The sequence below is a fragment of the Xanthobacter luteus genome, assembly GCF_040049235.1.
GTDB lineage: Bacteria > Pseudomonadota > Alphaproteobacteria > Rhizobiales > Xanthobacteraceae > Xanthobacter.
In genome coordinates this window covers 69,866-85,173 of record NZ_JBDZDO010000007.1, presented here as the reverse complement: position 1 = coordinate 85,173, position 15,308 = coordinate 69,866, and the positions used below count along the sequence as shown (strand labels likewise).

Annotated in this window: 14 protein-coding genes; 9 read left to right on the top strand and 5 right to left on the bottom strand. The window is 70.5% G+C overall.

Features of this window, described 5'->3' with window-relative positions:
* The first annotated feature begins 4 nt into the window (after window positions 1-4).
* The 6 genes from ABLE88_RS19805 to ABLE88_RS19780 all read left to right on the top strand — a co-directional run bounded on the left by ABLE88_RS19805 (window position 5) and on the right by ABLE88_RS19780 (window position 4,130).
* A complete protein-coding gene (locus tag ABLE88_RS19805; protein WP_348833457.1) occupies window positions 5-238 on the top strand; it encodes a BrnA antitoxin family protein in 234 nt (77 codons plus the stop codon).
* A 53-nt stretch (window positions 239-291) separates the two neighbouring features.
* Complete coding sequence (gene purL, locus ABLE88_RS19800; protein WP_348833696.1) at window positions 292-2,499, top strand: phosphoribosylformylglycinamidine synthase subunit PurL; 2,208 nt, start codon at window positions 292-294, stop codon at window positions 2,497-2,499.
* Between the two features lie 25 nt (window positions 2,500-2,524).
* A complete protein-coding gene (locus ABLE88_RS19795; protein WP_121625167.1) occupies window positions 2,525-2,764 on the top strand; it encodes a BolA family protein in 240 nt (79 codons plus the stop codon).
* A gap of 111 nt (window positions 2,765-2,875) precedes the next feature.
* On the top strand, window positions 2,876-3,346 hold the full coding sequence (locus tag ABLE88_RS19790) for a RidA family protein (protein ID WP_348833455.1): 471 nt from the start codon (window positions 2,876-2,878) through the stop codon (window positions 3,344-3,346).
* A gap of 153 nt (window positions 3,347-3,499) precedes the next feature.
* Window positions 3,500-3,838: a Grx4 family monothiol glutaredoxin gene (gene grxD / locus ABLE88_RS19785; RefSeq protein ID WP_510182923.1), complete on the top strand. Its 339-nt coding sequence runs from the start codon at window positions 3,500-3,502 to the stop codon at window positions 3,836-3,838.
* Window positions 3,831-4,130 carry a hypothetical protein gene (locus ABLE88_RS19780; RefSeq protein WP_348833454.1) on the top strand — a complete coding sequence of 100 codons (300 nt, stop codon included), beginning with the start codon at window positions 3,831-3,833 and terminating at the stop codon, window positions 4,128-4,130. The genes grxD and ABLE88_RS19780 overlap by 8 nt, the downstream gene beginning before the upstream one ends.
* Before the next feature lie 66 nt (window positions 4,131-4,196).
* Here ABLE88_RS19780 and purB read toward each other — a convergent pair whose 3' ends face one another.
* Window positions 4,197-5,504: an adenylosuccinate lyase gene (purB, locus tag ABLE88_RS19775; protein ID WP_348833453.1), complete on the bottom strand. Its 1,308-nt coding sequence runs from the start codon at window positions 5,502-5,504 to the stop codon at window positions 4,197-4,199.
* Between the two features lie 276 nt (window positions 5,505-5,780).
* Between purB and thrC the strand changes: the two genes are divergently transcribed.
* The 3 genes from thrC (at window position 5,781) to ABLE88_RS19760 (ending at window position 9,492) form a co-directional block, all read left to right on the top strand.
* Window positions 5,781-7,193: a threonine synthase gene (gene thrC, locus ABLE88_RS19770; RefSeq protein WP_348833451.1), complete on the top strand. Its 1,413-nt coding sequence runs from the start codon at window positions 5,781-5,783 to the stop codon at window positions 7,191-7,193.
* Entirely contained in the window at window positions 7,190-8,452 is a 1,263-nt protein-coding gene (locus ABLE88_RS19765; protein WP_348833450.1) for a M16 family metallopeptidase, read from the top strand. The genes thrC and ABLE88_RS19765 overlap by 4 nt, the downstream gene beginning before the upstream one ends.
* 413 nt (window positions 8,453-8,865) lie before the next feature.
* Entirely contained in the window at window positions 8,866-9,492 is a 627-nt protein-coding gene (locus tag ABLE88_RS19760) for a GNAT family N-acetyltransferase (protein ID WP_348833449.1), read from the top strand.
* A gap of 56 nt (window positions 9,493-9,548) precedes the next feature.
* Here the strand turns inward: ABLE88_RS19760 and ABLE88_RS19755 are convergent, their stop codons facing one another.
* From ABLE88_RS19755 to bfr, 4 genes are all read right to left on the bottom strand, one after another.
* Window positions 9,549-11,477 (bottom strand): AsmA family protein, encoded by a 1,929-nt coding sequence (locus tag ABLE88_RS19755; RefSeq protein WP_348833448.1) that lies wholly within the window; start codon window positions 11,475-11,477, stop codon window positions 9,549-9,551.
* Between the two features lie 157 nt (window positions 11,478-11,634).
* Complete coding sequence (locus tag ABLE88_RS19750; RefSeq protein WP_510182922.1) at window positions 11,635-13,392, bottom strand: ABC transporter permease; 1,758 nt, start codon at window positions 13,390-13,392, stop codon at window positions 11,635-11,637.
* Window positions 13,393-13,403: 11 nt separating this feature from the next.
* Complete coding sequence (locus ABLE88_RS19745; protein WP_348833447.1) at window positions 13,404-14,465, bottom strand: extracellular solute-binding protein; 1,062 nt, start codon at window positions 14,463-14,465, stop codon at window positions 13,404-13,406.
* A 266-nt stretch (window positions 14,466-14,731) separates the two neighbouring features.
* The gene (bfr, locus tag ABLE88_RS19740; protein ID WP_348833446.1) at window positions 14,732-15,214 is read right to left on the bottom strand and encodes a bacterioferritin; all 483 of its coding nucleotides are present in this window, start codon (window positions 15,212-15,214) and stop codon (window positions 14,732-14,734) included.
* Window positions 15,215-15,308: the final 94 nt, after the last annotated feature.

Below are 15,308 nucleotides of genomic sequence, written 5' to 3'. Positions count from 1 at the left end.
GCGCATGGAGCAGGCCGGAGAGCTGTTTCCGACCGCCCCCGACGCGCCCACCTACGAATTGCCCGACAGCTTCTGGGAGAACGCCCGCGTGGTGTTCCCCGAGGCGCCCGGCAAGACCTCGGTCCACCTCCGGGTGGACAGCGACGTGCTCGACTGGTTCAAGGCCCAGGGAAAGGGCCATCTCACGCGCATGAATGCCATCCTGCGCGCTTATTATGACGCCCATCGCGCCAAGTGAGGCCTCGTGATGCCTCACCGCAGCGACACGGCCGGGAAACGAACATCGTGAACCTGATCCCCAATACGCCCCGCATCACTCCGGAGCTCGTGGCCGAGCACGGCCTGAAGCCCGAGGAATACGAGCACTTCGTCAAGCTGATCGGGCGCGAGCCGTCGATCACCGAGCTCGGCATCGTCTCGGCCATGTGGAACGAGCACTGCTCCTACAAGTCGTCGAAGGTCTGGCTGCGCACGCTGCCCACCAAGGGCAAGCGGGTGATCCAGGGGCCGGGCGAGAATGCCGGCGTGGTGGACATCGGCGACGGCCTCGCCGTGGTGTTCAAGATGGAGAGCCACAACCACCCCTCCTTCATCGAGCCCTATCAGGGCGCGGCGACCGGGGTCGGCGGTATCCTGCGCGACGTGTTCACCATGGGCGCGCGGCCGATCGCGGCGCTCGACTTCCTGCGCTTCGGCGACTGCCACCATCCCAAGACCCGCCGCCTGCTGGCGGGCGTGGTGGCCGGCGTCGGCGGCTACGGCAATTCCTTCGGCGTGCCCACCGTGGGCGGCTCGGTGGGCTTCCACAAGCGCTACAACGGCAACATCCTCGTCAACGCCATGGCGGTGGGCCTCGCCAAGACCGACGAGATCTTCTACGCGGCGGCGACCGGGGTCGGGCGCGCCATCGTCTATCTCGGCTCCAAGACCGGGCGCGACGGCATCCACGGCGCCACCATGGCGTCCAACGAATTCGGCGCCGACGCCGAGGAGAAGCGCCCCACGGTGCAGGTGGGCGACCCGTTCGCCGAGAAGCTGCTGCTCGAAGCCTGCCTCGAGATCATGAAGGCGGGCTGCGTGGTGGCGATCCAGGACATGGGCGCCGCCGGCCTCACCTGCTCGGCGGTGGAGATGGGCGCCAAGGGCAATCTCGGCGTCGAGCTCGACCTCGACAAGGTGCCGTGCCGCGAGACCGGCATGAGCGCCTACGAGATGATGCTCTCGGAGAGCCAGGAGCGCATGCTCATGGTCATCGCCGACGGCAAGGAGGCCGAGGCCGAGGCGATCTTCAAGAAGTGGGGGCTCGACTTCGCCATCGTCGGCCACACCACCGACACGTTGCGCTTCGTGGTGAAGCACAAGGGGCTGGTGGAGGCGGACCTGCCCATCAAGGAGCTCGGCGACGAGGCCCCCGAATATCGCCGGCCCTATCAGGAGCCGCAGCCGCGGCCGGTGATCGGACCCGCGGACGTGCGCAGCTCCGCCTCGGTGTCGGATGCGCTGGAGCGGCTCATCGCCTCGCCGGACCTGTGCTCCAAGCGCTGGGTTTGGGAGCAGTACGACCACCTGATCCTCGGCAATACCGTGCAGCGCCCGGGCGGCGACGCCGGCGTGGTGCGGGTGGAGGACGGCCCCAAGGCGCTCGCCTTCACCACCGACGTCACGCCGCGCTATTGCGAGGCCGACCCCTTCGAGGGCGGCAAGCAGGCGGTGGCGGAAGCCTGGCGCAACCTGACGGCGGTCGGCGCGACGCCGATCGCGGTCACCGACAATCTGAACTTCGGCAACCCCGAGAAGCCCGAGATCATGGGCCAGTTCGTGGGCTGCGTGAAAGGCATCGGCGCGGCCTGCGAGGCGCTCGATTTCCCGGTCGTGTCGGGCAATGTCAGCCTTTACAACGAGACCAACGGGCAGGCGATCCTGCCCACCCCGACCATCGGCGGCGTGGGCCTGATCGAGGATCTCGCCAAGACCGCGACGCTCGGCTTCAAGGGCGCCGGCGAGCCGATCCTGCTGATCGGCAAGACCCAGGGGTGGCTCGGCGCCAGCAAGTTCCTGGCCGCCATCTGCGAGCGCGAGGACGGGGCGCCGCCGCCGGTCGATCTGGTCGCGGAAAAGCGCAACGGCGACTTCGTGCGCGCGCTGATCCAGGAGGGCATCGCCACCGCCGTGCACGACATCTCCGACGGCGGCCTGCTGGTGGCGCTCGCCGAGATGGCCATGGCCGGCCGCATCGGCGCCTCCCTCGAGGCGCCGCCGGCGGGCATGGACGCCCTCGCCTGGTGGTTCGGCGAGGACCAGGCGCGCTATCTGGTTACCGTGCCAAGCGGCCAGACCGCGGAGGTCGCGCGCAAGGCGGAGGCGTTGGGGGTGCCGCTCGCCAAGATCGGCAAGACCGGCGGCGACAAGCTTGCAATCCCCGACGACCGGGCCATCATCGTCGAATCCCTGCGCGACCGGCACGAGACCTGGCTCCCCATCTATATGGGCGCCTCCTGAGGCCGGACCATTCGAGGACGCCGCCATGCCGATGCACCCGCGAGAGATCGAGCAGCTCATCAAGGAGGCGCTCCCCGACGCCACCGTGGTGATCGAGGACCTCGCCGGGGACGGCGACCACTATGCCGCCCGCATCGTCTCGGAGGCATTCCGCGGCAAGAGCCGGGTGCAGCAGCACCAGATGGTCTATGCGGCGCTGAAGGGCAATATGGGCGGGGTGCTGCACGCTCTGGCGCTGCAGACCAGCGTGCCGGAGACGCCCTGACCTGTGCGCAGGCAGATCGGCGGCGCTCCTGCATTCAATTTGGACGTGACCGCGCTCCTGCACTGATCGACCCTCGGCTGGCCGTTCGTTCACCAGCCGAAGGAAACATCCATGGGTTCCGCGCGCTTCCTTGCCTTCGCCCTGATCGCAACCCTCGCATCGGGTGCCGCCGCAGCCCAGTCGCCCAATGGGGTGGTGACGCTTTCGCCGCCGGGCGCCATCAAGCCGACGGGCACCTGGAATCTCGGCACAAAGGCTGGCGATTTCGTGTTCGTGGCCGGCATGCGCGGCATCGATCCCGCCACCAACCAACTCGTTGCCGGCGATGAGGCGCGCGTGCGCCAGGCCTTCCTGAACATGAAGACGATCGCCGAATCGGGCGGGGCGACGTTGCAGGATGCGACCCGGCTCGTGGTCTACGTCACCGACATGTTTCGCTACCGTCCCATCGTGAACAAGGTGCAGGAGGAATTGTGGGGCAAGCCGCCTTACCCGCCGCGCACCATCATCGAGGTGGATCGCCTCAACCAGGATGACATCGTTGAAGTGGAGGGCACCTTCTACGCGCCGCCGAAGAAGTAGCGCCGGGGCTCAGGAGCTGAAGCGCTGCTGATATTTTCGGCAGCCCGGGGTCCGGGCGGCAGGAACGGCGCCATCTTGCACTTTCCCCCCGGGCGGCCGATCTTTACACCGAAGGTTGCCGCCCGGCGGCCCCGAATTTTCGGAAGCGAGATCATGAGCGCGCACGATTTCATCGACCAGGAAGTCAAGAGCTCCGACGTGGTGCTCTTCATGAAGGGCACCCCCCAGTTCCCGCAGTGCGGCTTCTCGGGCCAGGTGGTGCAGATCCTCGACCACGTGGGCGTGCCCTTCAAGGGCATCAACGTGCTCCAGTCGGACGAACTGCGCCAGGGCATCAAGGAATACGCCAACTGGCCGACCATCCCGCAGCTCTACGTGAAGGGCGAGTTCGTGGGCGGCTGCGACATCATCCGCGAGATGTTCCAGGCCGGCGAGCTGGTCCCGTTCCTGGAGGAGAAGGGCGTGGTCCCCGGGGATCGTGCCGTTGGCTGAGGCATCCCCGGCGCCGACACTGGCGCTCAAAGTCGCGATAGTGCTTGGGCTGCTGGCCGACGCCGGATTGGTGGTGCTGCTGATCGCCATTTCCGGCTTCGTCTTCGGCGGACCGGAGGGGGCGCGGGGCGAGGCGTCCGCGGTGGCGGGCTGGGGCATGAGCCTTGCGGTGTGCCTGCTCTCGCCGCTGTTCGGCCTCCTCATGTGGCGGCGCGGGCGGCGCGATCTGGCGCTCGCCATGGTCTGGCTGCCGCCGCTGGCGATCCTCGTCGGCGCCGTGGTGGCGCGCTGAGCCGATCCCGTTTTGATCAAGAAAAAGGCCCGCTCCGGCGGGCCTTTTTTATTCCCGCGCCGGCGCTCAGGCGTGACCGAACACCCGCTTGAAGATGGTATCCACGTGCTTCAAGTGGTAGCCGAGGTCGAACTTCTCGTTGATGTCCTCTTCCGAGAGGTATTTGCGCACGTCCGGGTCGCCCAGGAGGAAGCTGCGGAAGTCGCCTTCGCCGCGCCAGACCTTCATGGCGTTGCGCTGGACCAGGCGATAGCTGTCCTCGCGGCTCGCCCCCTTCTGGGTCAGCGCCAGCAATACCCGCTGGGAGTGGATGAGGCCCCCGAGCTTGTCCATGTTCTTCTGCATGTTGTCGGCATGGACCACGAGCTTGTCCATGACGCCGGTCAGCCGGGCGAGGGCGAAGTCCAGCGTCACCGTGGCGTCGGGGCCGATCATGCGCTCCACCGAGGAGTGGGAGATGTCGCGCTCGTGCCACAGCGCCACGTTCTCCAGCGCCGGGGTCACATAGGCGCGGACCATGCGGGCGAGGCCGGTGAGGTTCTCGGTCAGCACCGGGTTGCGCTTGTGCGGCATGGCCGAGGAGCCCTTCTGCTCGGGCGAGAAATACTCCTCCGCCTCGAGCACTTCCGTACGCTGCAGGTGGCGCACCTCGGTGGCGAGCCGCTCCACCGAGGCGGCGACGACGCCGAGGGTGGCGAAGAACATGGCGTGGCGGTCGCGCGGGATCACCTGGGTGGAGACGGTCTCCACCTTGAGCCCCATCTTGGCGGCCACGTGCGCCTCCACGCGGGGGTCGACGTGGGCGAAGGTGCCGACCGCGCCCGATATGGCGCAGGTGGCGATCTCCTCGCGCGCGGCGACGAGGCGGGCGCGGTTGCGCTGGAACTCGGCCGCGGCGATGGCGAGCTTGACGCCGAAGGTGGTGGGCTCGGCATGGATGCCGTGGGAGCGGCCGACGGTCGGCGTCATCTTGTGCTCGAAGGCGCGCCGTTCCAGCACCTCCAGCAGCTTGTCGAGGTCGGCGATCAAAAGGTCGGCGGCGCGCTTGAGCTGCACCGAGAGGCAGGTGTCCAGCACGTCGGACGAGGTCATGCCCTGGTGCACGAAGCGGGCGTCGGGGCCGACGAACTCGGCGAGATGGGTGAGGAAGGCGATGACGTCGTGCTTGACCTCACGCTCGATGGCGTCGATGCGGTCGATGTCGAACGCGGCCGGACCGCCCAGCTCCCAGATCTTGGCGGCCGCCGCCTTGGGGACGATGCCGAGCTCGGCCATGGCGTCGGCGGCGTGGGCTTCGATCTCGAACCAGATGCGGAAGCGCTGCTCCGGGGTCCAGATGGCGGCCATTTCCGGGCGGCTGTAGCGGGGGATCATGGGGGTGTCGGTTCCTTCCACAGTCAAGCGGGCGATCTAGCAGATCGCGGCCGCCGTGAGTAGCGGCGCGGCAAGGTCCGCCTGTTCGCCGCCTCCTTCGCGCGGTTTCGCGCGCCGGCGCAGCCGGCCGGGCCCGCCGCGCCCGCTTGAGGTACGACAGGATGGCGCCGCCGCGCCCCCGCGATGCCGCCGAAGCCCGTGCCCGCTTTCGCCGGGCGCCCTATGCGTCTAGTCTGGCGCGGCGTACCCACCGGCATGCCAGATTCAGAGGGCCCTTTGCGTTACGTGTCCACCCGGGGCGAGGCCCCCGTCTTGTCCTTCTCCGACGCCCTGCTCGCCGGCCTCGCCCGCGACGGCGGGCTCTATGTGCCCGAGACCTGGCCGACGCTTTCGAAAGCCGAGATCGCCGCGCTCGCCGGCAAGCCCTATGCGGAGGTGGCCAAGGCGGTGATCACGCCGTTCGTGGCGGATTCGATCCCGCGCCGGGCGCTCGACCTGATGATCGACGACGCCTACGCCGCGTTCCGCCATCCGGCGGTGGCGCCGCTGGTGCAGGTGGCGCCCAACCGCTTCGTGCTGGAGCTGTTTCACGGGCCGACCCTGGCGTTCAAGGACGTGGCGATGCAGCTGCTCGCGCGGATGATGGACCACGTGCTCGCCAGCCGGGGATCGCGGGCGACCATCGTCGGTGCCACCTCGGGCGACACCGGCAGCGCCGCCATCGAGGCGTTCCGCCATTCGGACGCGGTGGACGTGTTCATCCTCTACCCGCACAAGCGGGTCTCCGAGGTGCAGCGGCGCCAGATGACCACGGTCGCCTCGGCCAACGTGCACGCCATCGCGGTCGAGGGCACGTTCGACGATTGCCAGGCCATGGTGAAGGCCATGTTCAACCACCACGCCTTCCGCGACCGGCTCGCGCTCGCCGGCGTGAACTCCATCAACTGGGCCCGCATCGTCGCCCAGGTGGTCTATTATTTCTATGCCGCCGCGGCGCTCGGGGCGCCGCACCGGGCGGTGACGTTCGTGGTGCCCACCGGCAATTTCGGCGACATCCTCGCCGGCTGGGTGGCCAAGAAGATGGGCCTGCCCATCGCCGGCCTGTCGATCGCCACCAACGTCAACGACATCCTGGCGCGCACGCTGGAAACCGGCCGCTACGAGGTGAAGGGGGTGAAGCCCTCCTCCTCGCCGTCGATGGACATCCAGGTTTCGTCCAATTTCGAGCGGGTGCTGTTCGAGGCGCTGGAGCGCGACGCGCCGACCCTGCGCCAGCTGATGGCCTCGCTCGCCCAGTCCGGCGCCTTCAGCCTGCCGCGCGCGGCGCAGGCGGCGATCGCCGCCGACTTCACCGCCGGCCGCGCCGACGAGCCGGAGACCGCCGCCACCATCGCCCGCTATTTCGCCGAAGCCGGCTATCTGGCCGATCCCCACACGGCGGTCGCCCTCGCGGTGGCCGACAAGGTGGAGCATTCCGCCGCGGTGCCGCAGGTGGTGCTCTCCACCGCCCATCCCGCCAAGTTTCCCGACGCGGTGCAGGCGGCGACCGGCATCCGCCCGGCGCTCCCGCCCCACATGGCCGAACTCATGACCCGCAAGGAGCACGTCACCGTGCTGCCCAACGATCTGTCCGCCGTGGAGGCCTTCATCTCCCGCACCGCCCGCATGGGCGCGGGCGCCGCCGCATGAGCGTGAAGGTCTCGACGCTGCCGAACGGCATCACCGTCGTCTCCGACGACATGCCCCATCTGGGCACCGCATCGCTCGGCATCTGGGTGGGCGCCGGCGCCCGCGACGAGGCGCAGGACGAGCACGGCATCTCCCATCTCCTGGAGCACATGGCCTTCAAGGGCACGAAGCGCCGCACCGCCCGCCGCATCGCCGAGGAGATCGAGCAGGTGGGCGGCGACATCAACGCCGCCACCTCGGTGGAGCAGACCTCCTACAATGTGCGGGTGCTGGGGGAGGACGTCGGCCTCGGCGTCGACATCCTCGCCGACATCCTCACCGAGCCGGCGTTCGCCGCCGACGAGCTGGAACGGGAGAAGAACGTCATCGTCCAGGAGATCGGCGCGGTGCTCGACACCCCCGACGACCTGGTGTTCGACCATTTCCAGGAGCGCGCCTTCCCCGAACAGGCGGTGGGCCGCTCGATCCTCGGCACGCCGCAGACCGTGCGCGCGTTCAGCCGCGGCCAGCTCGCCACCTATCTGCTGCGCCACTATCGCGGGCCGCGCATGGTGGTGGCGGCGGCGGGCGCGGTGGACCACGAGCACCTCGTCGCCGAGGCCGGCGCGCGCCTCGCCTCGATCTCCGGCGATCAGCCGGCGGTGCAGATGCCGGCCAGCTATGCCGGAGGCATCCATCTCGCCCCGCGCGAGCTGGAGCAGGTGCACCTGCTGATCGGCATCGAGGGCTGCTCCTTCAAGGACGAGGAGTATCACGCCGTGCAGGTGCTCTCGAACGTGCTGGGCGGCGGCATGTCCTCGCGCCTGTTCCAGGACGTGCGCGAGGAGCGCGGCCTGTGCTACGCCATCTATGCGTTCCACTGGAGCTATGCCGACACCGGGCTGTTCGGCGTCTATGCCGGCACCGACGAGGGCGACGTCAGCGAGCTCACCGCCGCGGTGATCGACCAGATCCTCGAGACCGGGGACACCGTGACCGCGGAGGAGGTGGCGCGCGCCAAGGCGCAGATGAAGGTGGGCCTGCTTGCCGCGCTCGAGGGCTCGGGCGCGCGGGCGGACCAGCTCGCGCGCCAGATGCTCGGCTTCGGGCGCGTGATCCCGGTGGAGGAGATCGTCGCCAAGGTGGATGCGGTGGACGTCGCCAAGGTGCGCGCGGCGGCGCGACGGCTGATCCAGGGCGCGCGGCCGACGCTTGCGGCCATCGGTCCCGGCGCGGGCCTTGAACCGGCCGCGCGGATCGTGGAACGTCTGGCGGGGTAGGGTGGGTCCGCCCCGGTGAATCGCCAGGGGCGGGTCACCTTGTGCGGCGCCACCGCCGCTCCGCGCCAGGCCGCAGGGCGGCGCGCCGGCGGGATGGAGGCGTCGGACGGCGCGATCCGATGGGATCGCGCCCGGGCAATGGACCGGGCCTTCGCCATCGTTTCGGGCGGACGCGGCGCGGGCGGGTCGAGGAGGCGGTCTCCCATCGGAGGCCGGGCGAGCATGGCGGACGGCGTTTCGTCCTTGGATCTGAATGGCGTCCCGGCGCAGCGCGGGGATGCGCCGGATGGTCTCGTTTCCCCGATCCGGCGGGCACCGGGCGCCCCGTCTTTCCTCGCGCGCGCCGGCGGTGGGCGGCCGGCATGCGGATCGGCCTGCGGCGGCGCCGCCGCAGGACCGGCGGGAGCGCGCGCATGTGGCCGCTGACCGCGCTCTTTTCCACCGATCCCTTGCCCGCGATCGCGGGGGAGGGGGTCTATCTGCGTGTGCCGCAGACCGCGGATTTCGCCCAATGGCGCGACCTGAGGGCGCGCAGCCGGGCCTTCCTCACGCCCTGGGAGCCGCTCTGGCCGGCGGACGACCTCACCCGGGGCGCCTATGCCCGGCGGCTGCGCCGCTATGCCCGCGACATGCTCTCCGACCAGGCCTATCCCATGTTCGTGTTCCGCAGCGGCGACGACGCGCTGCTCGGCGGGCTCACCTTGTCCAACGTGCGGCGCGGCGTGTGCCAGGCGGCGAGCCTCGGCTACTGGATGGGCGAGCCGTTCGCGGGCAAAGGCCACATGCGGGCGGCCCTGGCTGCGCTCCTGCCGGTGGCCCACGAGCACCTCCAGCTGCGGCGCATCGAGGCCGCCTGCATGCCCACCAACGCGCCCTCCGTGCGCCTGCTGGAGCGCTGCGGCTTCGTGCGCGAGGGCTATTCGCGCGAGTATCTGTGCATCAACGGCGTGTGGGAGGACCACCTGCTGTTCGCGCGGCTGCGGCGCGATCCCATCGCCTCCGGCGCCGTGCGCGAGGCGCCGTCGCGGGCGGCCCAATAGGCCTGTACGGCCCGGCCGGCGGCGGGGCGGCCGCTGGGCCGATCCCGGCGGGCGGCTCAGTTGGCCGGGGTGTTGGCGGCCGGCAGCGCGCCCGGCGTGCGCGAGAGGCTCTCGATGATGTCGCGTACCGCGGCGGCGCCGGCGCGGCTGCGCACCGCCTCGATCAGCGGCTGGGCGGCGCCGGAGCGCTGCAGCAGGCTCTGCGGATCGGCGATCACCAGCGGGCTGTCCCAGGGACCCTGGACGATGAAGGGCAGGTCGAGCGGCGGCTGGTCCCCGGCGCCCTGGGCCGCCGGGGCGACCAGAGCGGCGGTGCCCTTGAGGTCCAGGTCCCGCGCGCCGACGGCGGCGGTGCCGGCCAGCGTCAGGCGCACCCTTTTGCCCTCGAAGCTCACGGCCTCGACGTCGGCTTTGCCGTCCTTGAGGGTGATCTTGCCGTCGAGGGTGGCGAACTGGGTGCGGCCGCCGCGCGGGTCGCCGCCGCCGGAGAGCGGGCGGCGCTCGATGCGGTGGAGCACCTGCACCACGTCGAACCCCACCAGCGCGCCGTCGGCGCCGGTGAGCGAGAAGGCGCCGGAAATGCCCTGGGCGATGTCCTGGATGCTGCGGCCCGTGCCCTCCAGGCTGAGCGCGATGTCGCCGGTCCCCTCCAGCCGCCGGAAGCCGGCGATGTCGTCCAGCGCCGGCTCGAGCGCGACGTCGGCGCAGTCGGCCTCGATGCGGACCACCGCGCCGGACCGGTCCGCGGCCAGGGTGGCGGGGCGCGGCGCCAGCACGGCGGAGGCGCGGATGCGCCCGCCCCAGACGCGGGCCTGGCCGACCGTGAGGGCAAGCCGGCCGCCGGTCAGCACGGCGCTGGCGGCGAGGGTGGTGAGGCGGGTATTCTCCGCCGTCACCGCCGCGGCCGACAGGCGCAGATCGAGGTCGAACCGCTCCAGCGCCGTGAGGTCGATGGTGCGCCGGTCCCATTCGCGCCCGTCGGGCGAGGTGAAGCGCAGGCGGCCATAGGGCGACAGATCGAGGCTCTCGGCCGCGAGCGTGCCCTGGATCAGCGGGCGCTCGCCCGTGAGCTTGACCAGCAGCGCGCCTTCCGAGCGGTTGCCGTCGAGGTCCAGCACCGCATTGGTGAGGTCGATCTGCGGGCCGTCGGTCTTCAGCCGGCCGCTGAGGCCGAACTCGCCGAAGCCGCCGGAGGTCGGCGCGGCGATGCCGAGCCAGGCCAAGACCTCGCGCAGGCCGCTGGCCTGGACGCTGAGATTGCCCTCGGCGGCGAGGCTCTCGCGCAGCAGCGCGGTCTCGCCGCGGAAGCTGACGCGGGCGGCGCGCGCCGAGACCGCCACGCGGGTGGCGGTCGGCCGGCCGGCCATGAAGGCCGGCGTGTCCTCCATCAGCAGCTTGGTGGAGACCGACTTGTCGCGCCAGTCGAAGTCGAGGGCGACGGCGATACCCTTGCCCTCCAGGATGCGGTCGAGGCTGCCCGAGATGTTGTTCACGAGCTCGCGCGTCAGCCCGTCGTCGTCGCGCAGAGCGATGGTGCCGCGCAGGATGCGCAATTCGGGAAGGTCCTTGTCGCCGAGCAGCGGTGCGAGCGCGGCTGCGGGCACCGCGCTGCGCCCGGTGAGGACCAGCGTCGGCCGGTTGAGGGTGACGTCCGCCACCTCCACCTGGCCGAACAGCAGCGGCCAGAGCTGGAGCCGCGCGTCGACGCTCTCGGCGTCCAGCGACTGGCCCTGCGGCAGCGGGAATTCGGCCTTGCCGAGGCTGAGGCGCGGATAGGGCAGCAGGCGCAGCACCGGATCGCCCGACATGCGCACCTTCTGGCCCGTGGTGCCGGTGATGGCCTGGCTGGCGGCGCGGCGCAGCTCGTCCGACGGGATCACCAGCGGCAGCGCGACCGCGGCGACCAGGACCACGGCCGCCGTTCCGCAGCAGGCCGCGAGGGTGATGAGAAGAGTTCGTCGCGTGGGCCGGCCGAGTTTCAGCATCGCCTCTTTCGATCGATCAGAACGGGTCGTGCGTCGCGGGCGGCGCGTGGGCCGGGGGCGGCGGAGGGCCGCTCCGGGACATCGGACGGCGGCGGCACGATTCCTCCCCTCTGTGTCCCTTTCATGGCTTGGAAGACCGCCCAAGGGGCGGCCGTGCTCACGATCCGGGCGAGCGCGCCGGGGCGGAGCGGGCCGAGCCCGCGGCGCGGGCGGCGGCGGCGGACAGGCGCGCCAGGAGGATCACCGGGCCGAGCCCCACCATCACGATCACGAGGGCGGCGAGCGCGCCGTCCTCGTAGGTGCCGCGCGCCGCCTCGGCATAGACGTGGGTGGCCAGCGTCTCGAGGCCGAGCGGGCGCAGCAGCAGGGTCGCCGGCAGCTCCTTCATGGCGTCCACGAACACCAGCAAAGCGGCGGTCAGGAGCGCCGGGCGCAGCAGCGGCAGGTGGATGCGCGCCACGGTCGCGCCGCGGCTCGAGCCGAGGCTGCGCGCCGCCATGTCGAGATGCGGCGAGAGCTTGGCGAAGCCGGCCTCGATGCCGCCCACCGGGATGGCCAGGAAGCGGATGGCGAGCGCCAGCACCAGCGCCGCCCCTGAGCCCGAGATCAGGAGGCCGGTGGAGAGGCCGAAGGTCTGGCGCATGGCGGCGTCGACCGCATTGTCGAAGCCGGCGAGCGGGCTCAGCAGGCCGATGGCGAGCACCGTGCCCGGCACCGCATAGCCGAGGCCCGCCAGCCGGGCGATGGCGCCCGACAGACGCGAGGGGGCGAGCCGGTAAGCGAGCGCCACCACCAGCCCGGCGCCCAGCGTCAGCAGCGTGGCGGCGAAAGCGATGACGGCGGTGGTCGCCGCCTCGCCGGGCAAGGTGGCGGACAGGCCGGCCTCGGCCACCCGGCGGGCGGCGGCGACGCCAAGGTGGAGCACCGGCACGGCGAAGCCGAGCACCACCGGCACGGCGCACAGCCCGGCGGCCGCGGCGCCGGCCAGGCCGGACAGCCGCGCCGGCGGCGCCGGCCGCGCGGTGCCGCTGGCGACGAAGCGGCGCGCCGCGCGCGCCGCCCGCTCGGCGAGGATCAGCGCCAGCACGAGGGCGAGCATGACGAGGGCGATCTGCGCCGCGCCGGGCAGGTTCGAGCGGTTGACCCAGGTGGTGTAGATGGAGACCGTCAAAGTGCGCAAGCCGAGGAATTCGGAGGCGCCGATGTCGCCCAGGGTCTCCAGCAGCACCAGGGTCAGGCCCGCCACCACGGCGGGCCGGGCGAGCGGCAGGCCCACCTTGAGGAACGCTCTGGCCGGGCTGGCGCCGAGCGTGCGCGCCACCTCCAGCGCGGCGGCCGACTGCACCAGGAAGCTCGCCCGCGCCGAGAGATAGACGTACGGGTAGAGCACGCACGAGAGCACGAACACACAGCCGCCGAGCGAGCGCACGTCGGGCAGCCGGAAGTCGCGCGGCGAGGCGATGCCGAGCAGCGCCCTCAGCGCCTCCTGCACCGGCCCGAGCGGGTGCAGCACGTCGAGATAGGAATAAGCGACGATGTAGCCCGGCACGGCGAGCGGCATCAGCAGCGCCCATTCGAACAGGCCGCGGCCGGGGAAGTCGCAGCGCGCCACCAGCCAGGCGCAGGGCAGGGCGATGAGGCAGGAGAGCGTGCCGACGCCGACGAGCAGCAGGAAGGTCTGCGTCAGGGCGCTCGGCAGCACGTGGGCGAGAAGATGGGGCCACAGGTCGCCCGATCCCTCGGCGGCGATGGCGGCGAGCGCCGCCAGCGGCAGCAGCACCGCGAGCGCCACCGCGGCCGCGCCCCACACCCAGACCGACGCCGCCTCCCGCCCGATGGCGGGCAGGAGGCGTCCGGAGCGGCGGCGCGCCGGCAGCGCGGCGTGGGCCGCGGGCTGGACCAGGGGCTGGGTCACGCGTGTCGGCCTCAGTTGTTGAAGCCGACCTTGTCGATCAGCGCGCTCGCGGCCTTGCGCGCCTTGGCGATGGCGACCAGCGAGATGGGATCGACCTTCAGCGGGCCGAGGCCGGCGATGATCGGGTCGGTCTCGGCGCCGGTGATCACCGGATACTCGTAGTTCATCTTGGCGTAGACCGACTGCATGGCCGGGGACACCGCGAATTCCAGGAACGTGATGGCGGCGTCCTTGTGCGGGGCGTTCTTGGCCACCGCCGCGCCGGACACGTTCACATGGGTGCCGCCGCCCTCGAAGATGGGCAGCAGAACGCCGATGCCGTCGCCCCACTTCTGCTGCTCGGCGCCGCCCTTGCCGGAGCGCATCAGGCCGACATAATAGGAATTGCCCAGCGCCAGATCGCAGATGCCGCCGAGGATGTCGCGCGCGCCCTCGCGGTCGCCGCCGGCGGGCTTCCTGGCGAGGTTGGCCTTCAGGCCGCGCAGCCAGTCCTCGGTCTTCGCCTCGCCGTGATGGACGATGTAGGCGGCGGCCAGCGCCACGTTGTAGGGGTGCTGGCCCGAGCGGATGCAGACCTTGCCCTTCCACTTGGGGTCGGCGAGGCTCTCATAGGTGATGGCGTCGAGCTTCACCTGGTCCTTGGCGGTATAGACCAGGCGCGCGCGCAGCGAGAGCGAGAACCAGTTGCCGTCCGGATCGCGCAGGTTGGCTGGGATCGCCGCCTTCAGCGCGGCGCTGTCCACCGGCTGGGTCACGCCGGCGTCCACCACGTCGAGCAGATTGCCCACGTCCACCGTCATGAGGACGTCGGCGGGCGAGCTCGCGCCCTCGGCCTTCACGCGCTCGGCGAGGCCGTCCTTGATGAAGACGCTCCTCACCTCGATGCCGGTGGCCCTGGTGAAGGCTTCGAACAGCGGCGCGGCGAGACCGGGCTCGCGGGTGGTGTAGACGTTCACCACCTGCTGGGCTCCAGCCGGCGCGGCGGCGCCGGCGAGACCGGCGGTGGCAAGAAGCGCGGTTGCAAAAACGCAGGGGGCAAGACGCGCGGCACGCGCGGAAATCAGATGGGTCATGGCGTCCTCTAGGCAGCACTGCTCGTCAGTCAGTGTCCGGCGGATCAATCGCCTAGGTTCCGCTAGCCTTCTCGATAACGCAGCGTCAATAAACAAAGATGCGAGTCAAGAACATTAGAGTTCATCCAAGAAATACCTTTGAGACGATCTAAATTAGGATCATTCCAACTGGTGATCTTTTGAGCGGTTCCCGGCGGGGGCGCGGGCACAAAAAAGGCCCGGCTGGAGGGCCGGGCCGGGGTCGCGAATCGGGCGCTGGGCGCCGGTCAGTCCTCGTCGAGCTCGCCGATATGGTGCTGCGCGTAGAGCTGCAGGCCGAGCTTGGAGACGAGGTCGAGCTGGGTCTCCAGGAAGTCGATGTGGCCTTCCTCGTCCGCCATCAGCTCCTCGAACAGATCGCGGCTCGGATAGTCCTTCACCGAGTGGCAGTAGGTGGCCGCCTCCTGGTAGAGCGCGCGGGCATCGAGCTCGGCGGCGAGGTCGGCCTCGAGGATTTCCTTCACGTCCTGGCCGATGCGCAGCGGGTCCAGCACCTGCATGTTCGGGAAGCCGTCGAGGAACAGGATGCGGTCGGTGAACTTGTCGGCGTGCACCATCTCTTCGATGGATTCGGCGCGCCACTTCTTGGCCAGCGCCTTGTAGCCCCAATTGTCCAGCATGCGGTAATGCAGCCAGTACTGATTGATGGCGGTGAGCTCCGAGCGCAATCCCCGGTTGAGATATTCGATGACCTTCGGATCACCCTTCATGGCTCACTCCTGCTGCCGACGACCGCGGCTTTCGTTGTCTCGAATTACTTTTAGATAAACTCTAAGGTGCGTGCAACGCCCTGGAACCGCCAGA